This window comes from Embleya scabrispora (genome assembly GCF_002024165.1).
GTDB classification, from domain to species: Bacteria; Actinomycetota; Actinomycetes; order Streptomycetales; family Streptomycetaceae; genus Embleya; species Embleya scabrispora_A.
On record NZ_MWQN01000001.1, the window covers coordinates 1,720,540 to 1,745,707 of the forward strand.

Sequence of the window (25,168 nt, forward strand, 5' to 3'; positions counted from 1 at the left end):
ACGGTGGCGCGGGGGCGGCTGCGGCAGCATGGGGTCCGGCCGGCCGACGGCGGCCCGGCGGTGTACCGACCCGGCCCGCGTGGTCCGACCCAGGAGATCCCGACATGAGCACCATCGACCCCGCCGTGCGGGCCGCGTTCGAGGCCGCCACCGGATTCATGCCGGTCGACGAGGGCGACGCGCTGTACGCCGCGGCGGTCCAGGCGGCCCGGGTCGGCCCACTGGTCGAACTGGGCACGTACTGCGGCCGCTCGACGATCCTGCTCGCCGCGGCCGCGCGCGACGCCGGCACCGTGGTGGTCACCCTCGACCACCACCGCGGCTCCGAGGAGCAGCAGCCCGGCTGGGAGTACCACGACCCGAATCTGGTCGACGCCGAGTTGGGCGTGATGGACACCCTGCCGACGTTCCGCCGCACGCTGTATCGCAGCGGACTCGAACCGTATGTGGTGGCCCTGGTAGGCCACAGCCGGACCATCGCCCCGCTGTGGAACACCCCGGTGGGCATGGTCTTCATCGACGGCGGCCACACCGACGAGCACGCACAGGGCGACTACGAGGGCTGGGCCCCACACGTCGCACTCGGCGGACTGCTACTCATCCACGACGTGTTCCCCAACCCGGCCGACGGCGGCCAGGCCCCACACCGCATCCACCAACGCGCACTCGCCTCCGGCGCGTTCAAGGAACTCCCGGCCCAAGGCTCCCTACGAATCCTCCGCCGCGCAGCAAACGGAATCTAACCAACCACCCCAAACAGCCCACCCCACCCAAAAAGCATCACCCCCGCCCACCCCCGAGGCGCGTCAGCGCCCACGACCCAGGCCACCCACGCGATCGACGCGCGAAGCGCGGAGAGCGGCGGAGCCGCCGCTTGTTTTTTCAGGCTGGGCGACCCGGAGCGAAGCGGAGGGGCGCACAGCCGCGAGCGGGGTGCCGCTTTTCTGCGGAGGAGCGAAGCGGGGGAGCAGAAAAGCGGTGCCTCGCGAGCCGGCGCGAAGCGCCCAACAAAAAGCCGCCGCCGCCACCACGACATCGCCCGCCCACCTCGTCCGGCCCGCGACATCGCCCGCCCTGCCGGGTTCGGGTCGCGGCTTGGGCTGCCTGTCCGGTTCAGGTCGCGATGTCGCTACCCCTGCCCGGTTCGGCTCGCGACATCATCACCCCTGCCGGGTTCGGGTCGCGGCTTGGGCTGCCTGTCCGGTTCGGCCCGCGATGCCGTCTACCCACCCGGTTCGGCCCGCGACGTCGCCCGCCCGTCCCGTTCGGGTCGTGGCTCGGGTTGCCTGCCCCGCTCGGATCGCGACTTCGCTCGCCCCCATTCACCCCACCCCATCCACCCACCCCGCGCCACGATCAGCCCGCCCCCCGCACTCGGCCCGGCCCCCCGAACCCCTCCCGGCGCCACCCCACACCCACCCCGGCACGATCCCCCGTCGCCTCCGCCTCGACCCGACGTCCCATCGGTGCGCGATCCGCGTGCCCACCACCCCGCTGCCCCATTGCCCGGCGTCAAGATCGATTCGAGCCTGATTCGATTCCCGAAAGCAATCCGATCCGGTCCCGCGCGGGTCCCGTTTACTGGGACAATGCCCATCCGGAAGGACGCGGGGGGATGGTCATGTCCGATCAGCATCAGCACGACGACGGGCCCGGCGAACCCGCGGCGGACGCCGAGCGGTTCGAGACGGTCTGGGACCGGACGGCCAATGGCGGCGTGGGCGGCTGGGTGCGCCGCCGGGTCACCGCAGGGCCGACCGCCGTGAACCCGGGCGCGCCACCGCGTCCGCATCACGAGCCCACCGCCCACCTGCCGGCCGCCACGCCGCCGGCGCGGCCCGGCACGCCGCCGCACACACCATCCGCGTCGCCCGACGAGCAGGACACCGTCGACAACCCGGCGGCGGCCCGCGGCATGCCCGCAGGCCCGCCACCACCGGGGTGGCCGGTTTCCGCCCCGCCCCCGGTGTCCACCCCGCCCCGGGTGTCCCCCCAGCCGCCCGCCGTCACCCCGCCCTCGGTGCCCGCGCCGCCTTCGCGCCCGCCCGTGTCCCCGGATTCGTCGGCGCCGACCGCGGACTGGTACCGGCAGGACCCCGGGCACACTCCCGTCCACGGCGTGCCGCCGGCCCGCGACGTCCCGGTCGCCCCGGACTGGTACCGCGGCGCCACCCCGCCGGCTCCCGGCCCGCTCTCGCCCACCCCGCCCGGCCCCTCGTTCGAGCGCACCCTGCTGTTCATCGTGGCCGCGGTCGTCCTGGTCGCCGCCGTCGGCACCCTGTTCGCCCTCAAGCCGTGGGCGGAGGACGACAAGAAGCCGGCCGCCCACGGCTCACCGAGCGTGGAATCCACCGCCGGCTCGCCCTCCTCCTCCGGCGACGCGGCGGGCGCCCCGCCGGGCGCCCCGTCCACCCCGCCGCCGGCCGGGCAGACCACGATCACCACCACCCCGCCACCCGCGAGCCCCACGCCGGACGGCCGCGGCCAGGCCGCCGCGTTGGACACCCTGCTCTCCCGCAGCGGTTCGTCCCGGCAGTCGGTGATCGACGCGGTGAACAACGTCGGCTCCTGCTCGTCGCCGGCCGCGTCCCGCTCCGCGCTGCTCGATGCCGCCGCGCAACGCGACCAGTTGGTCACCCAGTTGGACGCGATGCGCTTCGACGGCGTCCCCGAACTCCAGGCCGCCGTACCGACGTTGCGCACCGCGTGGACCGCCTCCGCGCGCGCCGACCGATCGTTCGCCGCGTGGGCGCAGTCCGCGGCCGACTCGGGCTGTCCGGGCACCCGGGCGCTCTACGACGAGGGTGCCGCGATCAGTTCCGAGGCGTCCACCGCGAAGAAGTCGTTCGTGACGACCTGGAACGCCGTCGCCTCGCGCTACGGCCTCACGTCCAGGAGTGAACTTGACCTCTGACCGCCGCGACGATCACGGCCGTCCCGACGACCCCGGCCCCCGCTACCGCCCGTACCCGGCCGCCGCCGACCCGTTCGGCCACGCGCAAGCGCAGGAGGCCCGGATCGAGACGGCGTACGACCGCCTGCGTCGCCGTCGGCGGATCACCCTGACCGTGGCCGCCCTCGCGCTGGCCGCCGCCGGCGCCGGCACCCTCGCGGTGGCCTGGCCGAGCGGGCACGACGCGGCGCGTACCGAGGCCGCCCACACGCAGTCGGCGACCGCGGCCGGCGACCCGCCGAGTACGCCCCGCGCCGCACCGGCCGGCGGCGCGCCCGCCCCGAACGCGACCGGCTCGACCGGCGAACCACCGCCCGCCGCCCCGGCGGAGCCCCCCGCGACCGCGGCCGTCCCGCCACCGCCCCGCGCCGGCGGCGGCGGACTCCCGCTGTCGGGGCGGGTGGTGGTGCTCGACCCGGGCCACAATCCGGGCAACGGCGGCCATTCCCGCGAGATCGACAAGCAGGTGTACGCGGGCGGGCTGACCAAGGAGTGCGACACCACCGGCACCGAGACCAACCAGGGTTACACCGAGGCCGAGTTCACCCTGGACGTGGCACACCGTGCGAAGCGGTTGCTCGAGGCCCAGGGCGCCACGGTGGTGTACACGTGGGAGACCGAGGCGTGGGGGCCGTGCGTCGACGAGCGGGCGGCGCGGGGCAATACGGCGAAGGCGGACGCGGTGGTGTCCATCCACGCCGACGGCGGTCCGGCCGGCGGACGCGGCTTCCACGTGATCCTGCCCGCCGCGGTCAAGGACAAGACCGTGGACACCACGCCGATCCTGGCGCCCTCGCGCGCCCTCGGCGGCCTGCTCGCGAAGGCCTTCCGGGCGGCCACCGGCACCTCCCCGGCCACCTACCTGGGCACCGAGGACGGGCTGGTCACCCGTACCGATCTCGGCGGGCTGAACCTGTCCACCCGACCCAAGGTGTTCATCGAATGCGGCAATATGCGCAACGCGTCGGACGCCGCGCAGTTCACCGACCCGAACTGGCGCGAGCGCGCCGCGTCCGGGATCGCGACCGGGATCACGGCCTATCTGTTGAAGGGGACGTGAGCCACGAGTCCCCCGTCCCCTAGGGTCGTTGCGATCGTCCCGACGCGCGTGCGCGGCGGTGACGCTCCCCGGTTCGCGACGTCCACACGTGCCGGGCACCGCCGGACGGTTCCCGGCCGGGCCATGGACCATCGCGAGCCGCACGATCGGGCCCGGCGCGAGCCGTCCACGCACCGCACGTCGCTCGGCGCACCCCGCGCCGTCGGCGTCACGTCCCCCTCCGTATCGCCAAAGGAGCAACGTTGAACCGGAAAGGGATCACGAGGGGCGATGCGATCGTCATTCTCGCGATCGTCCTGATCTTCATCTTCTCGTTCTTCAAATACTACGAAGTCAGCGCCACCTCCCACGGCAGCAGCAGCATCGGCAGCGACGACGGGGACCTGCTCGGCGGCGGCCGCAGCGAGTCCAAGAGTTGGAACGCCTGGACGGTCGACTTCTACCCGCTGATGCCGGCCGTCGTCCTGGTGCCGCTGCTGGCCGTGCTGCTCCTGGTCATCGGCCGGTTCACCGCGCAGCCGGACAAGCCGGCCCTGGGCCTGGCCCCGCGCCAGTGGGCGATCGCGTTCGGCGTCTCCGGCGCGATCAGCGGTTTTTTCGCCCCGTTCGGGGCGGGCGGCATGATCGGCGACATCGTCGAGGACTCGGCCCCGTCCCGCTTCGCGGTCGATTCCGGACCCACCGTCTTCGCCTGGCTGATGATGGTGGCCGGACTGGTCGCGGCGCTGTTCCTGATCATCGGCGACCGCATCCCCAGCCTGGCGTCACCGCTGTTCAGCCCGGTCCCGCAACAACCGTGGGGCTATCCGCCGAACGCCACCGGCGGCTACCCGGCCCCGCTCGACCCGAACACCGGCCTGCCGATGGCGATCGACCCGAACACGGGCTACCCGCTGCCGAACGCCACCGGCGGCTATCCCGCGCCGCCCGGCTACCCGGCGACGGGGATGGGCACCGCCGCCGCGCCGATGGCCGGCGTCCCCGCGCACATGCCGCCGCCGGACCCGTCCGGGTCGACCGCCGCGGTCCCCGAGGCCGCGCCCGGCACCGGCGCGCCGGGCGCCGTCGAGTCCGGCACCGGCCCCCAGTCGGCAGCCGAGACCGGCGCACAGCCGCCGGAGTTCGCCCAGTTCTGGTTCGCCGTGCCCGAGGCCCGACCGCTGGCCCCCACCGAGGGCCTGTCCAAGGAGCCGGTGGCCACCTTGCGAACCGGCCAGTGGTACCTCGCCGTCGCCCCCCACCCGGGCGGCGTCCTGGTCGATGCCGACGGCGTCCGCGGGGTCCTGAGCGACGTCTCCGGAATCCAACGCGGAGAATGACGGTATGTCAGGCCCCGGTGCCGGTGCGGGCGACCGTACCGGCACCGGGCCGCGGCGCGACGGCTGCCGTCCGTCGCGACACGCGTATGTCCACGCAGTACGAAAGCCCCGTCAGGGAGGAGCACGATGCCACGCAAAGGCGTCACCCGAGGTGATCTGATCGTCGCGGTGGCGGCGATCGGAGTTCTGGTCTTCTCGTTTCTCCCCTGGTACACGGTGACCGCCAAGGGCAGAGATCTCACCGAGGGCACCACCCACTACTCGGCGTGGATCGGCGACTTCACACCGCTCGCGCCCGCCGTCGTGCTGCTGTCCTCGATCTCCCTGGTGTTGCTGCTGATCGGCCGGTACACCTTCCGTCCCGGCTCGCCGCCGACCGAGATCCAGTTCGCCGGGGTCGCGCTGCGGCAGTGGGGCGTCGTGCTCGGCGTGGCGTCGGCGTGGAGCGCGGCGTGGGCCGTGCTGGGCGCGGACGGCGGCTACGACAAGCTGGCCCGCACCGCGCAGCGGATCGCCCGCGCGGGCGGCGACTCGCAGGCGACCGTGGACGCCACGCACGGCTACGGCGCGTGGGGGCTGGCCGGGTTCGCCGTGTTGCAGGCTCTGTTGCTGCTCACCGTGGACCGGATCGGCGGGCTGAACGTGCCGCTGGTGCGCCCGCGCGAGGCCGGCTGGCCCGGCTACCCCGGCGGCGGCTTCCCCGGCGCGCCCGGCGGCTATCCACCCGGCCCGCCCGGAACCGGCGGCTTCCCGGTGCCGCCTCCGGTCGCGCCGCCCGTGTACGGCCCGTCGGGCAACACTCCTCCGCCGCAGACTCCGCCCATGCAGCCCCCGGCGATGCAGCCGCCCGCGGTGCAACCTCCGGTGCTGCTGCTCAAGTCGGACGATTCCGCAGCCGATCGGGCGATCGGCGCCGACCGGGTGCCGGCCGCCATGGGCGGGGACGCCCGGGACTCGGCGGCGGACTCCGGCGATCCGGGCACGTTCGAGCAGTACTGGCTGGCCGTGCCCGAGCCCCGCACGCTGCAACCGCTGGACGTCTCCGGCGACGCCCCGGCCACGCTGCACCCCGGGGTCTGGTACCTCGCGGTGGGCGTGCGCGACGGCGGCATCGTCATCGATATCGACGGTCGTCAGGGTGTGTTGACCGACCTGACGGGTATTCAGCGCGGCGAATAGACATCAGTGGAAAAAGCCCCCATACGGTGTGTCGTATGGGGTCGGGGTACAGATCGTTCCCCCGTCTGGCACAGTGTCCCCGGACCAATGCACCGAGGACGCGCGGGGGCGATGTCGGTGGCACGACTTGGGTCGCCCCCGTACGCTGTCGGCGCCCATCCCCCTCGGGAGGAGTATCAGTGGACGTCAGAAAGCTCTCGCGTGGCGACGCGGTCATCGGGGTCGCCGCCGTGCTCATCTTCATCTTTTCCTTCTTGGACTACATCGGGTCCAAGGATGTCACCGTCGGTGGCCGGACGTACTCGGCCAGCGTGAACGCCTGGTCCGGTGACATCGCTCCGACGATCTTCGCGGTCGTGCTGACCCCGATCATCGCGGCCGTGCTCTACATCCTGGGCGGGCTGCTGCCGCAACTGGGCGAGCGCCAGATCCTCGGACTGACGGTACGTCAGTGGGCGCTGCCGCTCGCGGTGGTCTCGCCGATCAACGCTCTCTGGTCGATCAACCGGGCCGGTGACGGCGCCGAGATGAAGTTCGGCGGCATCATCATCATCCTGCTGGTGCTCGTGCTGGCTGCGACGATGGTCGCCGTCACCCTCGTACCCGCCCTCCAAGCGCCGCTGCTCGGCGCGGGTGGTCGGGGTCCGGGTGCGGGTCAGCCCGGCCCCTACGGCGCCCCGCAGGGTCAGCAGCAGTTCGGCGGCGCGCCCTACGGCGGCCCGCAGGGCCCCCAGGGTCAGCAGCCGTACGGCGGTGCCCCGCAGCAGGGCGGCTTCGGCGGCCCGGCTCCGCAGGGTCCCCAGGGGCCGCAGGGCGGCTTCGGCGCCCCGGGCCCGCAGGGCCCCGGCGGTGGGCAGCAGCCCGCCCCGGGCGGTGCGCCGTTCCAGCCCTTCTGGTTCTCGGTGCCGGACTCGCGCCCGATGCTGGACGAGCACACCAACCAGGAGAAGGGCGTGCTGAACACGGGCGTCTGGTACCTGGCGGTGGCCGAGCACCCGAACGGCCTGCTCGTCGAGGTCGACAACGTGCGCGGCGTGCTCCAGAACACGATGGGCATCCAGCGCTCGTGACACCGGTGCTCCCGAGGAACCGGTGATGCCGAGACCCCGCGAATAGACGCAGGCAGGGGCGTCGTCCACTTCGGACGGCGCCCTTTCGCCTGCCCGCGGGCGGGTGGGCCGGGTCGCCGGGGGAGGCGGCCTCCCCGAAAAGTAAAACGTGTTCTAGTCTGCGGAGGCGATTTCCCGCGCCGCGTCACGCCGCGTCGCGCGGTTCCGTACGACTTCGGGCAACCGTGGGCAAACATGGAGGTACCGCCATGAGGCTGGGTCTGACGTTCGGGTACTGGGGCCGAGGCCCGTCCGCCGACTTCGTCGAGACGGCGCGCGAGGCCGAACGCCTCGGCTTCGACTCGGTCTGGACCGCCGAGTCGTGGGGCTCGGACGTGTTCACCCCGCTGACCTGGATCGCGGCCAACACCTCGCGGATCGCACTGGGTACCGCCGTCACCCAGATGACCGCCCGCACCCCCACCGCGACCGCGATGCACGCGCTGACCCTGGACCACCTGTCCGGCGGGCGGATGATCCTCGGCCTCGGGCTCTCCGGGCCGCAGGTGGTCGAGGGCTGGTACGGGCGGCCGTTCCCGAAGAGTCCGCTGACCTTCACCCGCGAGTACGTGGACGTGATCCGGCAGGTGCTGCGCCGCGAGGGGCCGGTGGTGGCCGAGGGCCGCTACGCGCAGCACCCGTACGCGGGCGACGACGGCAGCGGGCTCGGCAAGCCGCTCAAGTCGATCACCCACCCGCTGCGCGCGGATTTGCCGATCTTCCTCGGCGCCGAGGGGCCGAAGAACGTGCACCTGACCACGCGGATCGCGGACGGCTGGCTGCCGTTGCACTGGGCGCCGACCCGTCCCGAGGTGTACGCGGACGCGCTGCGGGACAAGCCGGCGGGCTTCCGGATCGCGCCGATGGTGCAGGTGGCCCTCGGTGACGACGTCGAGCAGGCGATGTTCCCGATCAAGGCGGCGATGGGCTTCTACGTCGGCGGGATGGGCGCGAAGAACAAGAACTTCCACGCGGACCTGATGCGCCGGTTCGGCTATGCCGAGGAGGCGGACCGGATCCAGGAGTTGTTCGCGGCCGGCAAGCGCGACGAGGCGATCGCGGCGGTACCGAGCGCCTTCGTCGACGAGATCGCGCTCGTCGGCCCGGCGGCCCGGATCCGCGAACGGTTCGCCGCGTGGGCCGCCGACCCGCATGTCACCGACATGATCGTCACCACCCGCGACCCGGGGGCCCTGCGGCTGATGGCCGAGTTGGTGTCCTGACGCGGGGTTGTGATGGCCGGTGTGGGGGTCCGGGTTGGGTTTTTGGGTTGGGTTCCCGGGTGGGGTTCTCGGGCGGGCCCCGGGTTGGTTCTCGGGTGGGGTTCTCGGGCCGGGCCCCGGGTTGGTTCTCGGGTGGGGTTCTCGGGTCGGGTTCCTGGTCTACGTGACCGTTGACATGCACAGTTCCTGTCCTCGGGAGGGCAGCGGATAGTAGACCGGGGACCGGCCGGGGCAGGTGGTGCCGGTGGGTGAGGGCATCGGATGGATCTCGTCGACGCGCAACCGGCTCTGGCCGTTCCGTGAGAAGGCGCCCTGGCACGGTACGAGCGCGGCCAGGAAGGCCCACTGCCGCCCGTCGCGCACCTCCGCCGGCACACACTCGCCGGGGCGGAAGATCCGCTCCAGGCACAGCGCGGGCTGCCCGGGGGCGATCGGCCACCGGCTGCGCCCGTCGGTGCTCATGCAGTCCGCCGTGCCGCCGCCGGCCGAGGTACGGGCCAGCACCCGCTGTCGCGCCGCCGGATCCTCACAGGGCAGCGTGCGTGGTCCGACGGGCTGCCAGGTCGGCGATCCGTCGCCGGCGAAGTCCACACAGGCCCCGACCTGTACCGAGGCCACGAAGGCCGCGATCGGATCGCCGGAGCTGCCTGCGGTCGGCACCCCGGCGGGCCCCACCGCCCCGCGCTCCCGATCCTCGCGCCCCCGCTCGTAGGCGACCCCGGCCAGCAGCCCGCCCACCAGCGCGATCACCACGAGAGCGGCCACCAGTACCCAACTGGCCCCACCACCTTCGTGCACCTCGGCCGGCTCGGGCACGTCGTAGGGGTCCTGCCGATCGTCGCTGTCGTCGATCCGCGGCACCATGGCCTGGACGATCTTGGCGAGTTGCATCGTTTCGGCGGTTTCGGCGGTCTCGCGGGCGCCGGTGGTGTCGGGTTCGGGCGGTTTCGACTGGGTCGACGCGGCGGGTTTCGGGTCCGATTCGGAGTCGCCCGAGCGTCGCGGTTCCGCCGGATCCGGGGTCACGTCGGCATCGGCCGCGGCCGAGTCGACGGGCTCGTCCCGGTTGTCCGGCTCTTCTTGCTCGGGCGGCTCGGGCGGCTTGACCGGCTCGGCCGACCCGCGGCGGTCCGCGAGGGGTACGGTCGGCGGGTCGCCGACCAGGCGGCCGCGGCGGTGGTACGCGTCGATCAACTCCAGGGCGGCGCCCGGGAGCCACGAGGCGGCCCCGTAGGCACCCTCCCGAGCCGTCAACGCCCCGGCGGCCCCGTCCAGCAACTCCCGTGCGGTGGGCCGATCTTCCGGATCCCGCATCAGGCAGGACCGGATCAGGTCGGCGATTTCGGCCGGTACATCGGCCAGTTCGGGCTCACCGGTCGCCACGCTCCGCCGAATCGCCGCCTCCCCCACACCGGAGTGCGGGGCATGGCCGGTCGCCGCGAAACACAGCAGCGCACCGAGCGCGTAGACATCGGAGGCCGGTACCGGCTCCTCCCCACGCGCCTGTTCGGGCGCGAGGTAGCCGGGCGCGGCGAGCGGGGCATCCGGGCCCGCGCCCGTGATCCCGAATCCGGTCACCCTCGGCCCGTCGGAGGCCACCACGATCTGCGCGGGCCGCAGGTCACCGTGGACCAGCGACGCCTGATGGATCGTTCCCAGCCCCTCGGCGATCCCGGCCGCGAGCCAGCGCACCGCGTCGGGCGTCAGCGGTCCACACGAGATCACCAGGTCGGCGAGCGACGGCGCCGGCACGTACACCGAGGCCACCCACGGGTTGCGGGCCGCTCCGCCGCTGCCGATCACCTCGACCACGCCGGGCCCGCGCACCTTCTGCGCGCGCTTGATCCCCTGCTGCTCGCCGTACAACATCCGCACGGCCATCGGCCGCCCGGCACCGGTCCGCGCCAGATACACCCAGCCGGGGCTACCGACCCCCAGCAGCCCCACCACCGTGTAGGGCCCTATTCGATCCCCAGGCTCCAACCCAGCCGCCATACCCACCTCGTCACCCGAACAACCCAGCCCCCTGGTCAAACCCTATTGCCGCTCTCGAATGTCCTGAGACCACGGTCACCCGACCCGACGGGGACACGTCGGTGTGGCGGAACCGGGAGCGGCGCGATCGGGCGTTGGGGTGGGGTTGTGGAGGGTGGGACGAGGCGGGGTGGGACGAGGCGGGGCGGGGTGGGACGAGGCGGGGCGGGGTGGGGTGGGTGGAAGCGATGGGAGGCGCGCGGGGTGGAGGCGGCAGGGCGGGGGTGTGGTGGGTGAGGGGTGGGGGAGTGAGGGTGAGATGTGGGTGGGTGGGGTGGTGAGGTCGGGTTGCGGGTGGGGTGGGTGGCCCGGGTCGTGGTTCGGGCGGGGTGGGTGAGCGATGTCGTGGTCGCGGCGGCGGCTTTTTGTTGGGCGCTTCGCGCCGGCTCGCGGGGCACCGCTTTTCTGCTCCCCCGCTTCGCTCCTCCGCAGAAAAGCGGCACCCCGCTCGCGGCTGTGCGCCCCTCCGCTTCGCTCCGGGTCGCCCAGCCCAAAAAACAAGCGGCGGCTCCGCCGCTCTCCGCGCTTCGCGCGTCGATCACCACCTCGACCAGGGTCGTGGGCGCTGACGCGCCGACGGGATGCACCAACGACTCGGCTCACCGGGCAAGGCCCGTGTCGCGACAGTGGCCGCCTCGGGAGTGGCCCGCGTCGTGTCGCGAGCCTGGCCTCCCGCCCCTCACCCCCGTGGCGCGTCAGCGCCCACGACCCTGGCCGCCCACGCGATCGACGCGCGAAGCGCGGAGAGCGGCGGAGCCGCTGAGTTTGGGTCGGATGGCCCGGAGCGAAGCGGAGGGACAGCCGGCCCCGAGCGAGGGGCCGCTTTTTCTCGGAGGAGCGAAGCGGGGGAGAGAAAAAGTGGTCCCTCGCGAGCCGGCGCGAAGCGCCCAACAAAAAGCCGCCGCCACCACCACGACCCCGGCCCACCCGACCCGCTCACCTCACGACCCCGGCCTCACACCGCGCCCCCACCCCGCAACCCAAGCCGCGTCACAGCCCACACGACCCCGCCCCCCGACCCGCTCGCCCCTCGACCCGCGACCTCGGCCCCCCGCCCCGCAACCCGAGCCGCACCACAACCCACACGCCCCCGCCCTGCTCCCCCGCGACCCAGCACCCCACCGCGCCCCACCCACCCCGCAACCCCAGCCGCGCCACACCCAACACAGCCGCGCCACCTCAGCCCTCCCCCACTGACCCAAGTTCGCCGGCCCACCCCCTAGGCCCGCCAACCCCCACGACCCACCCGCCGCTCAGCCCCTGACGCAGATGTCCGACCCGCACCGCACCTGCGCCGGGTCCAGCCCCACCGGCAGCCCATCGCCCTCGAAAGCCGTAGGCGCTCCCCCGAACACCGCCGTCGTCGCCGGTTCGCCACCAAGGGCCGCGGTGGCCAGGATCATCGCGCCCGCTGTCCAAGCCGTGCGCTCCACCGGCCAGATGGCGTCGTCCTCGAAGACGTAGCCGGTCCAGTACAGGCCGTCCTCGTGGCGCAGGCGCTGGATCCACGAGACGATCTCCACCGCCCGGTCGCTCTCGCCCAACGCCCACAGCGCGATGGCCAGTTCGCAACTCTCCGCACCGGTCACCCACGGGCGGTCGGAGACGCACCGCACGCCCAGGTCCGGCACCACGAAGGTGTCCCACGCGTCCTTGATCCGCCCGTTAGCGGCCGGTCCGCGCAGCGCGGTGCCCAGGATCGGGTAGTACCAGTCCATCGAGTAGCGGCTCTTGTCCAGGAAGCGCTCCGGGTGCGAGAGCACCGCGTGGCCCAGTCGACCGGCCGCCAACTCCCAGTCCGGCTGCGGCTCGCCGAGGTGTTCCGCGATGGCCAGCGCGCAGCGCAGCGCCTGGTACATGCTCGCCGACCCGGTGAGCAGCGCGTCCGGTACCGGCACGCCGTGTTCGTCCCGCTTCCAGCGGATCTCGCCGCCGGGAGCCTGGAGTTCGAGGATGAAGCCCATCGCCGCGCGCAGCTTCGGCCACATCCGGACCAGGAACTCCTCGTCCCCGGTGAGCAGATGGTGGTGCCACAGGCCGACCGCGAGGTAGGCGGTGAAGTTGGCCTCCTTGTTGCGGTCGGTCACCTCGCCGTCGACGTACGCCGCGTACCACGAGCCGTCCGGCTCCTGGCGGCTCGCCAGCCAGCGATAGGCCCGCTCGGCCTCGTCGTGCCGGCCGGCCACGTCGAGCGCCATCGCGGCCTCGGTGTGGTCCCACGGGTCGAGGTGTCCGCCGACGAACCACGGGATCGACCCGTCGGGCCGCTGTACCGCGGCGATGCCGTCGATCGTCGCGGCGACCTGATCGACGGTCAGCACGCCTTCCAGGGCCAGCAGTTCGAGCGCCGGCTCGGATCCCGGCCGGGCGAGGCTCATGCGCCCGCCCCATCGAGCATCCCGTCGGGAGCGGCGGCCCCGGCTTCGGTGTCCGTCTCCCCCGTCGGCCGCGGCTTGGTGGCGTAGACCACCAGGCTCTTCCCGATCAGCGGGTCCAGCGCCTTCTCCGCGAGCCGCGTGGCCAGCGGGCGCTTCATGATGTCCCAGACCAGGAGCTTGTGCCAGGCCCGGACGGGGAGCGCCTTGTCGTTGTCCACGCCGACCGCGCACTTGATCCACCAGTACGGCGAGTGCAGCGCGTGCGTGTGGTGCGTGCCGTACGGCCGCAGTCCCGACTCGCGGATCCGGGCGGCGAACTCGTCGCCCTTGTAGATCCGGATGTGCCCGCCCTCGACCTCGTGATACGCGTCGGACAGCGCCCAGCAGATCTTCTCCGGCCCGTAGCGCGGCACCGTCATCGCGGCCAGCCCGCCCGGCTTGAGCACCCGGAACAGTTCGCCCAGCACACCCTTGTCGTCCGGGATGTGCTCCAGGACCTCGGAGATGATCACCCGGTCGAAGCTCGCGTCCGGGAAGGGCAGCGCCAGCGCGTCACCGACCATCGCCTCGGCGCGGGCCCCGGCCGGGACCTCGCCGGCTGCCCGCATCGAGGCGAACATCGCGTCGACCTCGGCGATGTCCTTCGCGTTCCGGTCCAGCGCGACCACGTCGGCGCCGCGCCGGTATGCCTCGAAGGCGTGCCGGCCACCGCCACAACCCATGTCCAGGACCCGATCCCCGGGGGCCAGGGGAAAGCGGGAGAAATCCACGGTGAGCAAGTCGGCGACTCCGTCTCGTAGTGCGCGAACCGGTTGCGGGGGCGCCCGGCGAGGATGGGCTGTGGTCAGCTGTTTCCGGATCCGACGGCGGGCGGCGCGGACGACGCCGGCGGACGATGCGGCGCGGCACCGCCCGTCACCGGGCCACCCGCCGACACCCGCCCGAACGGCGACCGGCCGAGCAGCACGTCGCTCGCCCGCTCGGTCAACCCGCGTCGCCCCGCACCGGCCGTACTCGGCGCGATGGGACCGGCCGCGAGCGCCGCCCGATACCGCTCCACGGTACGCACCGCCGTATTGCGCCACGTGAACCGTTCGAGCACCCGGGCGCGGCCCGCCTCGGCCAGCCGGGCCCGCAGTTCGGGGTCGTCGAGCAGTCGGCCCAGTGCCGCGCGCAGCGCCTCCGGGTCGCCCGGCGGCACCGCCAGGCAGGTCACCCCGTCCGGCCCGGCGACCTCCGGGATCGCCCCGCCCGTACTCGCCACCAGCGCCGTCCCGCACGCCATCGCCTCGGCGGCGGGCAGCGAGAAGCCCTCGTAGAGCGACGGCACGCAGGCGATCTCGGCGCTGCGGATCAGGTCGACCAGTTCGTCGTCGGTGAGTTCGGACACGAAGCGGATGGTCGAGCCCAGCCCGAGCCGCTCGATCGCGCGCAACACCGGGCCGTCGCCCTTGGGCCGGCCGACCACCACGAGTTCGAGCCGGTCGTGTTCGGCGCGCAGCTTGGCCAGCGCCTCGACCAGGTGGATCAGGCCCTTGAGCGGTACGTCCGCGCTCGCCGTGGTCACGATCCGACCGGGCACCTTGGCCACCGAGGGGTCCGGCGCGAAGCGGTCGGTGTCGGCGCCCACCGGCACCACGGTGACCCGACTGGGCGAGACGCCCAGGTGGTCGACGATCTCTGCCTTGGACGAGCCGGAGACGGTGACCACCTCGGTCAGCCGGGCGGACACCCGCTTTTGCATGGTGGTGAACCCGTACCAGCGGTGCAGCGTGGCCTTGCGCCGCAGCGTGGTGGCCTCGCCGATCTCCAGCGCGCGGTCCACCGTGATCGGGTGGTGGATCGTGGTGACCAGCGGGAACCCGAGCCGGGGCAGCGCGAGTTGCCCGTAGCCCAGGGTCTGGTTGTCGTGCACCACGTCGAACTCGCCGCGGCGGGCCGCCAGGTGCCGCCACGCGCGCAGCGAGAAGGTCAACGGCTCCGGAAAGCCCGCGGTCAGCATGCCGCCGACCTCGAGCACGTCGATCCAGTCGCGATACTCGCGCAGCCTGGGCAGCCGGAACGGATCCGGTTCGCGGTACAGGTCCAGGCTGGGCAGTGTGGTCAGCTTCACGCCCTCGTCCACGACCGCGTACGGCGGGCCGGAGATCACCTCGACCTCGTGTCCGAGCCTGGTGAGTTCGCGGGAGAGGTGGCGGACGTAAACTCCCTGTCCGCCGCAGTACGGGTCGCCCCGATACGCCAGCAGGGCGATTCGCAGGGGTCGCTCCGGGGAGGTCCGCGCCGGGCCCACCTGGGCGTTCACAGCGGATGCGGTCTCCCGTGTCACGAATGGCCCCCTATCGCTGCCCTCGTCGGAGCATAGTAGTCGCGTAATCTAGAACAGGTTTCAGTATGTGCTCGTCGGAGACCAGCCAAGATACCGCCGGGTACCTCCTGCGACGCACACCGCGTGACCCGTAACACACCGCCCGGCGGACCGCCGCGCATCGAGAGGCTGACATGACGACGTATACGAAGGCCGACCGGGCGCCGCTGACCGAGCGCCAGGAGGCACGCCGCCGCCGCATCCTGCGCGCGACCACCCAACTGGCCGCCCGAGGCGGTTACGAATCGGTGCAGATGCGCGAGGTCGCGGAGCTGTCCGAGGTGGCGCTCGGCACGCTGTACCGCTACTTCCCGTCCAAGGTGCACCTGCTGGTGGCCACCATGTACGACCAGCTGGATCAGCTGCACGGCCAGTTGCGCCGCCGCCCGCCGAAGAGCGCCGGCGCGCGTGAGCGGGTGGTGGACACCCTGCTCCGGGCGTTCAAGGGGATGCAGCGCGAGCCGCACCTGACCGAGGCGATGATGCGGGCGCTCCAGTTCGCGGACCGCTCGGTCGGTGCCGAGGTGGACACGGTCAGCCGGGAGACCACGTCGATGATCCTGGAGGCGATCAGCGGCGACGAGCCGCCGAACGAGCCGACCACGGAGGAATTGGCGGTGATCCGGGTGATCACCCACACGTGGCACTCGTCCCTGATCGCCTGGCTGAACGGCCGCGCCTCGATCGCCCAGGTCCGCACCGACATCGAAACCGTCTGCCGGCTGATCCCCGAGGACTGAGGCCCGGCCGCCGCGAGGGCGCCCGGCCGGGACCGCTTCGGCCCGGCCGGAGCACTCGCGCTAGTCCTCCGGCGGGAACACGGTCGCGCCGGAGGTCGCGTCCACGATCGAGATGGCCTCGACCGGGCAGCTCTCGGCCGCCTCCAGGATCGCGTCCGAGGCGTCCGTCTCTCCCGCCGTCGGGTGCGACTGCCGACCCGCGTCCAGCTTGAAGTCGTTCGGCGCGCTGCCGATGCACATGCCCGACCCGATGCATACGCTCCGGTCGACCTCGACCCGCCAGCGATCACCCATCGATACTCCTCTTTCGCTCGGCTCTTGCGTCCGCCCGCGCGGCCCGCGGCCGCGACGGTCAGATCTGCGCGTCGTAACCCGCGGGCAGCGCGATGGACTTGGCCTCGGTGTACGCGTCGAGCCCCTCGATGCCGAACTCGCGTCCGATGCCCGAGTTCTTGTAGCCGCCGAACGGGCCGAAGAAGTCGAGGCCGAACGTGTTCACCGAGTACGTACCGGTCCGGATCCGCCGGGCCACGTCGATCCCCTTCTCGATGTCCGTCGTCCAGACGCTGCCCGAGAGGCCGAAGTCGGAATCGTTGGCCAGGGCGATCGCCTGCTCCTCGTCGTCGTAGGCGATCAGCGCCACGACCGGGCCGAAGATCTCCTCCTGGGCGATCCGCATCGAGTTGTCCACGTCGCCGAACAGGGTGGGCTCGACGTACCAGCCCTTCTCCTGCGCCTCGGGACGACCGCCGCCGGCGAGGATCTTGGCGCCCTCCTCCTGGCCGATGCGGATGTAGTCGAGCGAGCGCTGCTGCTGGCGCTTGGCCACCAGCGGGCCGACCTGGGTGTCGGCCGCCATCGGGTCGCCGACCTTGAGTTCGCCCACCCACGCGGCGAAGCGCTCGGCGATCTCGTCGTAGCGGGCGCGCGGGGCCAGGATCCGGGTCTGCGCCACGCACGCCTGGCCGTTGTTCATGTACGAGTTCGGCAGCAGCGTGGTCGCGGTGTGCTCCAGGTCGGCGTCGGGCAGGATGATCGCCGCCGACTTGCCACCCAGTTCCAGCGTGACCCGGGTGAGGTTGCGCGCGGCGACCTCCATGATCCGCTTGCCCGCGCCGACCGAGCCGGTGAACGCGACCTTGTCGATGCCGGGGTGGCCGACCAGGTACTCGCTGACCTCGCGGTCCGCGGCGACGATGCTCAGCACGCCGTCGGGCAGGCCCGCGTCCCGGCAGATCTCGGCCAGGATGTACGAGTCGAGCGGCGTCTCGGGCGAGGGCTTGAGCACGACCGTACAGCCGGACGCGATGGCCGGCGCGAGCTTGGCGGCGGTGACGAACTGCGGGACGTTCCACGGCACCACGGCGGCCACCACACCGACCGGCTCGCGGCGCACCAGCAGCGGGTTGAGCAGGCCTGTGCGCTTTTCCTCCCACCGGTACTCGCGGGCGATCTTGGCGACCGTGTCGTAGATCATCCCGGCGCCGATGGCCTGCGCGAACAGGCCCCAGCCGACCGGCGAGCCGTTCTGCGAGGCGACCACCTCGGCGAGTTCCTGTGATCGCGTCATGAAGCCGTCGCGGATCTTCTCCAGGATGGTGATCCGCTCGTCCAGCGACATCCGCGGCCACGGGCCCTCTTCGAACGCCTTGCGCGCGGCGGCGACCGCGGCGTCCACGTCGGCGGTCGACGCGTGCGGGACACGCGCGATGACCTCTTCGGTGTGCGGCGAGACGACCTCGATCGTGTCCGTGCCCAGCGGGTCGACCAGCTGTCCGCCGATGACCAGTTGGCTGTGCTCCACGATATCCGTCATCACGGTCCTCCTCGGTGCGCACACGCTGCGCGCGGTACAGGGGCTTGCGGTGGGGCTTGCGGACGTTGAGCAGAACTCCGACTAGAACAGATACCAGTTCGCCGATGAGGGAACAACGGATTCACGGCTCGAATGAGACTGGAGTCTCACCGGCTGACAGGTAAGGATCGTACGTGCCGGATCTCGATCTGACGACCCCTCAAATGACCGGCCCGGTGGTGTATGAGAGAACGTGTTCTATGGTGATCATCGGAGCCGGACGCCCATCCGGCGGCCGTTGGGCGCCGCTTCGAGAACCGTCGAGAAGGAGGCCGCCCATGACCACCGCGTCCGATCGCCCCATTCCTCCCGTGCCGGATGCCGATGCCGCCGGGTCGGCTGCCCGTGCCGATGCGCCCACCGTCGCCGATCTGGGCAACGGTGTGTGGACCGTGCCGGTTCCGATCCCGAACAATCCGCTCGGCTGCACGCTCGTCTACGTGCTCGAAACCGACGCCGGGCCGGTCCTGGTCGACGCGGGCTGGGACGACCCGATCTCCTATCGCGCCCTCGTCGACGGCCTGGTCGAGGTCGGCACCTCGATCGAGGACGTACACGGCGTCCTGGTCACCCACGCCCACCCGGACCACCACGGGCTGTCGGAGAAGGTGCGCGAGGTCTCCGGCGCGTGGATCGCGCTGCACGCGGCCGACGCGCAGCAGGTCGAGCAGATCAACGCCGCGCCGCGCGCGGCCTGGTTGCGGCACCATCTGGAGGTGCTGACCCTGGCGGGCGCGCCGCAGGAGGCCGTCGACGCGCTGACCGCGCTGCGGACCCGGGGCGCGGACGACGGCACCCGGCCGCGTCTGCGCTACGCGGTGCCCGACCGGGAGTTGGTGCACGGCGAACTCGCGCCCGCGCCGGGTCGGGCGGTGCGTACCGTGTGGACGCCCGGGCACACCCCCGGCCATGTCTGCCTGCACCTGGAGGACGGCGACGGTCGGCTGCTCTCCGGCGATCACCTGCTGCCGTCGATCACCCCGCACATCGGGCTCTACGACGATGCCGAGGAGGCCGATCCGCTCGGCGACTTCCTCGCCTCGCTGACACGTGTCGCGCGGCTGCCGATCACCGGCGTACTGCCCGCCCACGAGCACGTCTTCACCGACGCGGCGGGCCGGGCCGCCGAGGTGGCCCGGTTGCACGAGGTCCGGCTCGCCGCGCTGCACGCGCGGCTGCGCGAGCGCTCGCTGACCCTGTGGCAGATCGCCGAGGGCATGGACTGGAACCGCCCGTGGGCGCGGTTGGGCGCGCAGAACCGGCAGTTGGCGCTCAGTGAGGCCGCCGCGCACCTGCGCCACCTGGTCAAGCGGGGCCGCGCCGCGGCCGAGGCGCATGGCGACCCGGTGCGCTACACGGCCCTGTGACCCCCGGGGCCGACAGGGCACCCGGGTAGGGTTGGCCGGGACTTGCGGCGGGCCTGTCGAAGGGCCTGTCGGCGGGTCCGGTCCGCGGTCGGTTCCGCGGTCCGCACCGCGATCCGATCCGATCGGATCCGCTTCGCTCCGATCGGCGTTCACGAAAGGCCATGCATGCCCTCCCCCCGACGCCGCAGGCGCGCCGCGGCGGCCTCCGTGCTCACGACGGCGCTGTTGTGCTCGGCTTGGACGGGGGGCGTGGCCTCGGCCGACACGCCGACGCCGGTGCCGCCCGCGCTGTACGGGAAGACCGACCCGACCACGGACGGCGTCTACCGGCAGTCGTTGGCGATCATGGCGCTGGCCTCGACCGACACGCGGCCGGCGCCGACCGCGATCGAGTGGCTGCTCGGACAGCAGTGCGCCGACGGCGGGTTCACCGCGTATCGGGCCGATCCGGGCGCGCCGTGCGACGCCGCGCGTGAGGACACCGTGGCGACCGCGACCGCGATCGAGGCGTTGCGGGCGCTGCGGACGTACGACGCGCGGGTGGCCCGGGGGGTCGACTGGCTGCGGTCCAAGCAGCTCGCCGACGGCTCGTTCGCGAGTGTGCCCGGGCCGAACGCGGTCGGTGACGCGACCGCGACGGCCGCCGCGACGAGCGCGATCGTCACGGCCGGCACCTCGCCGGAACTGCTCCGTACGCCGCAGGGGCGCACCCCGACGGACGCGCTCGGGGCGGCCCAGTCGCGCTGCGGCGCGCCCGCCCCGGACCGGGGGGCGTTTCCCGGTGGGCCGGGCGCCCCGGTCGACCCGCTGCTGACCGCGCGCGCCGTGCTGGCCCTCGGCTACGGCACCCAGCCGGCCGTGGCCGCCCCGTCGATCGCGGTCACGCCGCTGACCTGCCCCGGCGCCGAGCCGAACCGGCAGGCCGCCGCGCAGGCCGGCGCCGCGTGGCTGGCCGCCAAGCTCAAGGCGGGCGGCAACCACCTCGGCGGCCCCACCGACTTCGCCGCCACCGCGACGGCGGTCCAGGCCCTGGCCGCGACGGGCCACCCCGCGGAGGCGGGCGCGGCGGCCGACTGGCTCGCGGCGGGCGCCAAGACGATGGCCGGCAACGACCCGGTCCGCCTGGCGTCCCTGATCCTGGCGGCCGTATCGACGAACCGCACGGCAACCACATTCGGCGGCCTGAACCTCCCAAGCCTCCTCCGAGACACCGGCCCGGCCCCAACCCCCACCGCCGACATGGCCAACACGAGCAACCTGATCAACGGCCCGGAAGACCACACCCTCCGCAACACCCTCGCCGCAGTGATCGCGGTCCTACTGGCCGCCACATTGATCATCGGCATGCGCCGAACCCGCCCCGAAGACTGACCCACCACCCAACCTGCCCGAAGCGCCACCCACCCAACTGGGACGCAAGCCACCCGCCCAAGCCACCCAGCCCAGCCGGCGCTTGAGGCCAAGTAGCCCGGCCGACACTTGAGGCCACCTCGGCCGAAGGCCAGGTCACCCAGCCCAACCGACACATAACCCCATCCCAGCCAGACACGCGCAACCCAGCCCGGCCGGCGCTTGAGGCCAAACAGCCCGGCCGGCACTTGAGGCCACCTCGGCCGAAGGCCAGGCAATCCAGCCCGGCCGGCGCTTGAGGCCACTCAGTGCCGCAGCCCCGACCGCACCACCTCCCCCTCCATCACCCGCACCTCGTCATCGGTGAACACCCGCGACCGAATCAGGAACCGCCGCCCGGTAGGCGCCTCGACCGAGAACCCACCACCGCGCCCCGGAACCACGTCCACGGTCAAATGGGTGTGCCGCCAATACTCGAACTGCGCCGCCGACATATAGAACGGCTGACCGGCGACCCATCCGAGCAACACATCCGCATCACCGACCAGGAACTCCCCACGCGGATAACACATCGGCGACGACCCGTCACAACACCCACCGGACTGGTGAAACAACAACGGCCCATGCTCCACCGCCAGTTCCGCCACCAGCTCGGCCGCGGCCCCGGTGATCGCGACCCGCTCGACCGCCCCGCCCTCCACGTCCGACACCACCGCACCTCCTCCTCCGCAAGCCGCCGCACTCGCCACCGCGGCTCAGAAGAACCCGAGCTTCTTCGCCGAGTAACTCACCAGCAGATTCTTGGTGTTCTGGTAGTGCCCCAGCATCATGCGGTGCGTCTCCCGCCCCAGCCCGGAGGCCTTGTACCCGCCGAAGGCCGCATGCGCCGGATACGCGTGATAGCAGTTGGTCCACACCCGCCCGGCCTTGATCTCCCGCCCGAACCGATAGGCCCGCGTCGCATCCCGCGTCCACACCCCCGCGCCCAGGCCGTACAGCGTGTCGTTGGCGATCCGCAACGCCTCGGCGTCGTCCCGGAACGTGGTCACCGACACCACCGGACCGAAGATCTCCTCCTGGAAGATCCGCATGTCGTTGGTGCCCTTGAAGATCGTCGGCTCGACGTAGTACCCGTCCTCGAAGCCCTCGACCGTCTTGCGCGCACCACCGATCAGAACCTCGGCGCCCTCCTGCCGACCGATGTCCAGATACGACAGGATCTTCTCCAACTGATCGTTGGACGCCTGCGCGCCGACCATCGTCGCCGGATCGAGCGGATTGCCTTGGACGATCGCCCGGGTCCGCGCCAACGCCCGTTCCATGAACCGGTCGTAGATCGACTCGTGGATCAGTGCCCGGGACGGACACGTACAGACCTCGCCCTGGTTGAGCGCGAACATCACGAAGCCCTCGACGGCCTTGTCGAAGAAGTCGTCGTCCTCGTCCGCCACGTCGGCGAAGAAGATGTTCGGACTCTTCCCGCCGAGTTCGACCGTCACGGGGATGATGTTCTGCGAGGCGTACTGCAGGATCAACCGACCCGTGGTGGTCTCGCCGGTGAACGCGACCTTGGCCACCCGGCTGCTGCTCGCCAGCGGCTTGCCCGCCTCGAAGCCGAAGCCGTTGATCACGTTGACCACACCGGGCGGGAGCAGGTCGGCGATCAGCTCGATCAGGACCAGGACGCTCACCGGTGTCTGCTCGGCCGGCTTGAGCACGACGCAGTTGCCCGCCGCCAGCGCGGGGGCGAGCTTCCACGTGGCCATCAGGATCGGGAAGTTCCACGGAATGATCTGCGCGACCACGCCGAGCGGTTCGTGGAAGTGGTACGCGACGGTGTCCTCGTCGATCTGCGAGATCGACCCCTCCTGGGCCCGGATCACACCCGCGAAGTAGCGGAAGTGGTCGACGGCCAGCGGGAGATCCGCGGCCAGCGTCTCGCGGACCGGCTTGCCGTTCTCCCACGTCTCGGTGACCGCGAGGCGTTCGAGGTTCTGCTCGATGCGGTCGGCGATCCTGAGCAGGAGCAGCGAGCGTTCGGTGACGCTGGTGCGGCCCCAGGCGTCGGCCGCGGCGTGTGCGGCGTCCAGGGCCAGTTCGACGTCCTCGGCCGTGGAGCGGGCCACCTCGCAGAACGGCCGGCCGGTCACGGGGGTGATGTCGTCCATGTACCGACCCTGCACGGGCGGCACCCATTTACCGCCGATGTAGTTGTCGTATCGCGGTTCGAACGTGACGATGCTGTCCGGTTGGCCGGGCTGACTGTAGACCACGCGAGCCTCCGCTTCCCTTGCCGTGCAATGGGCATGACGGACCGTCGGCGACACCCCCGACCTCGGAAAGCGGGCCTGGCCGCCTTCGGCCGACGGTAGTCGCTCGGCCGCCGATGGTCACCGGGTCCGGGAAGAAAAGCGAACACGAACGCCCGAGTCGGGCCCGTACACACGCAGGCGGCGAACCGGCCCGGGCAACGAGGTCGACCGGGCCGGTTCGCCGCTCCCGCTCAGCCCTCGGCCGACGCCTTCCGCACCGCCACGCACGCGTTCGACGTCACACCCACCTCGGGCACACCGCTGCGCCCTCGACCGATCGCTCCCGAACCACGGCCCCGAGCGCTGCCCATCCCGCGCCGGAGGCCGTCCATGGCCAGTCGCTCCCCGCCGCCGGCGACTCAGCCCGCGGGCGGACAACCGTCACGCGCCGCGTTACCGGCCGGCACCGCCCGCAACAAGCTTTCCGAAGGCGGTAGTTCCGCCCCGCCACGGACACTCAGCAGGTAGTCGACCGTCCCCGTCGCACACGTTGCCGCGTAACTCACGCCCGACCCCTTGCCCGAAGGGGTGGCGACGATCTTCCCCGGTGCCTGTGACCCCCGCCCCAGCCGATCCTCGAGATCGGCGAACCCGCCGCGACGCACCTCCAACCGAAGCACGGGCATGCCGTCCCGCCTGTCCCGTTCCGAAACGACACAGTCCTCCCACGGCGGATCCCGCCCCGACCAGGTCTCCACCCAGGTCGGATGCGCACCGAGATCCACCCCGGCAAGCGGCACCCCGCACAACGTCGCGCCCGCCGACAGGGGACGCGGCGCGACCTCACCGCGCCCGACGGGCGCCGGCAACCCGGGCAGCCCGCAACCCGCGCGCCGTCGAACGGAGTTGGTCAGGCGCACCATCGTCGAGGCAATGCGCTCACGATTACCGGCCCACCCGGGAGCCATGAACCGATCACGGCCGACGCTCTCCTTGGTGATCCACGGAATCCGAGGTCACTCGATCCATGCAATAGCCGCGCGGGCCACAGCGTTCGACGCGCCGAACCACAGGCCGACGGACTGCCCGCGGAGCAGGCCGCCCAACCGATCGGGGCTGTACTTCGAACGGCTCGGCCACCCGTGGGGCCGGATGCGGGAAGGGAGTCGGGGCGGGGTCGGGCAGACTGGGGGCATGTCTGTGGTGAAGATCAATGCGTTGACTGTGCCCGCCGAGATGCGGGAGACCCTGGAGCAGCGGTTTGCGTCGCGTGCCGGGATGGTGGACTCGCAGGACGGGTTCGAGTGGTTCGAGTTGTTGCGGCCGGTCGAGGGGACCGACAAGTACCTCGTGTACACCCGCTGGCGCAGCGAGGAGGACTTCCAGACGTGGATGGCCGGGACGATGCGGGCCGCGCATGGTGGTGGTGACGGTGCCGAGCGGCCCAAGCCGGCCTCGACCGACTCGGCCCTGTGGTCCTTCGAGGTGATCCAGAGCACCGGGCCGAAGGGCTGACCCGCCCGGGGGTTGGTCGGAAGTCGGCCGTCCGCACCCCCAAGTGGTCTTCGTGTGTCCGCCGGTGGCTCGAAACCGGACAACGACCGGGGCGGGGCCGGCTGTTGCGGGGCCGACTCGGCCAGACCCTCGACCGGTTCGATCATCCGACGGTCCGCCACTCGCAGGTAGCCTTGGCCCATGCCACGCTACGACTACCGCTGCCGCGCCTGCGATGTGACCTTCGAGGTCAACCGCCCGATGGCCGCCGCCAACGACCCGGCCACGTGTCCGGCCGGTCACGCCGACACCACGAAGCTGCTGTCCACGGTCGCGGTGACCGGCGCCGCCTCCGCCTCCGCCCCCCGCCCCGCCGGGGGTGGCGGAGGAGGCGGCTGCTGCGGCGGCGGATGCTGCGGCTGACCCGCTGACGACCGACGCCCGGGGCCCACGACCGGCGGGTCCCAGCGCTCAGCGGTCGGCGCTA

At 72.3% G+C, this 25,168-nt stretch carries 20 protein-coding genes; 12 read left to right on the plus strand and 8 right to left on the minus strand.

From position 1 onward, the window contains the following. Nucleotides 1-104 precede the first annotated feature (104 nt). The 7 genes from B4N89_RS07470 to B4N89_RS07500 all read left to right on the plus strand — a co-directional run bounded on the left by B4N89_RS07470 (nt 105) and on the right by B4N89_RS07500 (nt 8,843). A complete protein-coding gene (locus B4N89_RS07470) occupies nt 105-743 on the plus strand; it encodes a class I SAM-dependent methyltransferase (RefSeq protein ID WP_078975063.1) in 639 nt (212 codons plus the stop codon). An 878-nt stretch (nt 744-1,621) separates the two neighbouring features. Continuing rightward, a complete protein-coding gene (locus B4N89_RS07475) occupies nt 1,622-2,914 on the plus strand; it encodes a hypothetical protein (protein WP_143657888.1) in 1,293 nt (430 codons plus the stop codon). Next, complete coding sequence (locus tag B4N89_RS07480; RefSeq protein WP_235618512.1) at nt 2,904-4,013, plus strand: N-acetylmuramoyl-L-alanine amidase; 1,110 nt, start codon at nt 2,904-2,906, stop codon at nt 4,011-4,013. Before B4N89_RS07475 ends, B4N89_RS07480 begins: the two co-directional genes overlap by 11 nt. Nucleotides 4,014-4,255: 242 nt before the next feature. After that, on the plus strand, nt 4,256-5,332 hold the full coding sequence (locus tag B4N89_RS07485; RefSeq protein WP_078975065.1) for a hypothetical protein: 1,077 nt from the start codon (nt 4,256-4,258) through the stop codon (nt 5,330-5,332). A gap of 126 nt (nt 5,333-5,458) precedes the next feature. Then, nucleotides 5,459-6,511, plus strand: a complete 1,053-nt coding sequence (locus B4N89_RS07490; RefSeq protein ID WP_078975066.1) for a hypothetical protein — start codon at nt 5,459-5,461, stop codon at nt 6,509-6,511. A gap of 179 nt (nt 6,512-6,690) precedes the next feature. Continuing rightward, nucleotides 6,691-7,581 (plus strand): hypothetical protein, encoded by an 891-nt coding sequence (locus B4N89_RS07495; RefSeq protein WP_078975067.1) that lies wholly within the window; start codon nt 6,691-6,693, stop codon nt 7,579-7,581. A 248-nt stretch (nt 7,582-7,829) separates the two neighbouring features. Further along, nucleotides 7,830-8,843 carry an LLM class F420-dependent oxidoreductase gene (locus B4N89_RS07500; RefSeq protein ID WP_078975068.1) on the plus strand — a complete coding sequence of 338 codons (1,014 nt, stop codon included), beginning with the start codon at nt 7,830-7,832 and terminating at the stop codon, nt 8,841-8,843. A 159-nt stretch (nt 8,844-9,002) separates the two neighbouring features. On the opposite strand, the gene B4N89_RS07505 is transcribed toward B4N89_RS07500, so the two are convergent. The 4 genes from B4N89_RS07505 to B4N89_RS07520 form a co-directional block, all read right to left on the minus strand. Next, nucleotides 9,003-10,838, minus strand: a complete 1,836-nt coding sequence (locus tag B4N89_RS07505) for a serine/threonine protein kinase (RefSeq protein ID WP_078975069.1) — start codon at nt 10,836-10,838, stop codon at nt 9,003-9,005. A 1,292-nt stretch (nt 10,839-12,130) separates the two neighbouring features. Next, nucleotides 12,131-13,255: a prenyltransferase gene (locus B4N89_RS07510; protein ID WP_101897016.1), complete on the minus strand. Its 1,125-nt coding sequence runs from the start codon at nt 13,253-13,255 to the stop codon at nt 12,131-12,133. Further along, nucleotides 13,252-14,034 (minus strand): class I SAM-dependent methyltransferase, encoded by a 783-nt coding sequence (locus B4N89_RS07515; RefSeq protein ID WP_078975070.1) that lies wholly within the window; start codon nt 14,032-14,034, stop codon nt 13,252-13,254. The genes B4N89_RS07510 and B4N89_RS07515 overlap by 4 nt, the downstream gene beginning before the upstream one ends. Before the next feature lie 65 nt (nt 14,035-14,099). Continuing rightward, nucleotides 14,100-15,584, minus strand: coding sequence for a glycosyltransferase family 4 protein (locus B4N89_RS07520; protein ID WP_414646359.1), 1,485 nt, complete (start codon nt 15,582-15,584; stop codon nt 14,100-14,102). A 173-nt stretch (nt 15,585-15,757) separates the two neighbouring features. Between B4N89_RS07520 and B4N89_RS07525 the strand changes: the two genes are divergently transcribed. Beyond that, a complete protein-coding gene (locus B4N89_RS07525) occupies nt 15,758-16,363 on the plus strand; it encodes a TetR family transcriptional regulator (RefSeq protein ID WP_078975074.1) in 606 nt (201 codons plus the stop codon). Between the two features lie 60 nt (nt 16,364-16,423). Here B4N89_RS07525 and B4N89_RS07530 read toward each other — a convergent pair whose 3' ends face one another. Continuing rightward, nucleotides 16,424-16,657 carry a ferredoxin gene (locus B4N89_RS07530; RefSeq protein ID WP_078975076.1) on the minus strand — a complete coding sequence of 78 codons (234 nt, stop codon included), beginning with the start codon at nt 16,655-16,657 and terminating at the stop codon, nt 16,424-16,426. Between the two features lie 58 nt (nt 16,658-16,715). Next, nucleotides 16,716-18,179, minus strand: coding sequence for an aldehyde dehydrogenase (locus B4N89_RS07535; protein ID WP_078975086.1), 1,464 nt, complete (start codon nt 18,177-18,179; stop codon nt 16,716-16,718). Nucleotides 18,180-18,496: 317 nt separating this feature from the next. Between B4N89_RS07535 and B4N89_RS07540 the strand changes: the two genes are divergently transcribed. Further along, entirely contained in the window at nt 18,497-19,585 is a 1,089-nt protein-coding gene (locus B4N89_RS07540) for an MBL fold metallo-hydrolase (protein ID WP_235618513.1), read from the plus strand. A 165-nt stretch (nt 19,586-19,750) separates the two neighbouring features. Further along, nucleotides 19,751-20,956: a prenyltransferase/squalene oxidase repeat-containing protein gene (locus tag B4N89_RS07545; protein WP_078975088.1), complete on the plus strand. Its 1,206-nt coding sequence runs from the start codon at nt 19,751-19,753 to the stop codon at nt 20,954-20,956. Nucleotides 20,957-21,240: 284 nt separating this feature from the next. Here B4N89_RS07545 and B4N89_RS07550 read toward each other — a convergent pair whose 3' ends face one another. Together B4N89_RS07550 and B4N89_RS07555 are read right to left on the minus strand one after the other, a co-directional pair. Beyond that, nucleotides 21,241-21,636, minus strand: a complete 396-nt coding sequence (locus B4N89_RS07550; RefSeq protein ID WP_201260966.1) for a DUF779 domain-containing protein — start codon at nt 21,634-21,636, stop codon at nt 21,241-21,243. A gap of 54 nt (nt 21,637-21,690) precedes the next feature. Further along, nucleotides 21,691-23,208: an aldehyde dehydrogenase family protein gene (locus B4N89_RS07555; protein WP_078975093.1), complete on the minus strand. Its 1,518-nt coding sequence runs from the start codon at nt 23,206-23,208 to the stop codon at nt 21,691-21,693. Between the two features lie 1,173 nt (nt 23,209-24,381). Here B4N89_RS07555 and B4N89_RS07560 point away from each other — a divergent pair. Further along, nucleotides 24,382-24,702 carry an antibiotic biosynthesis monooxygenase family protein gene (locus tag B4N89_RS07560; protein WP_078979181.1) on the plus strand — a complete coding sequence of 107 codons (321 nt, stop codon included), beginning with the start codon at nt 24,382-24,384 and terminating at the stop codon, nt 24,700-24,702. A gap of 180 nt (nt 24,703-24,882) precedes the next feature. Continuing rightward, on the plus strand, nt 24,883-25,104 hold the full coding sequence (locus B4N89_RS07565) for an FmdB family zinc ribbon protein (RefSeq protein ID WP_078975095.1): 222 nt from the start codon (nt 24,883-24,885) through the stop codon (nt 25,102-25,104). Nucleotides 25,105-25,168: the final 64 nt, after the last annotated feature.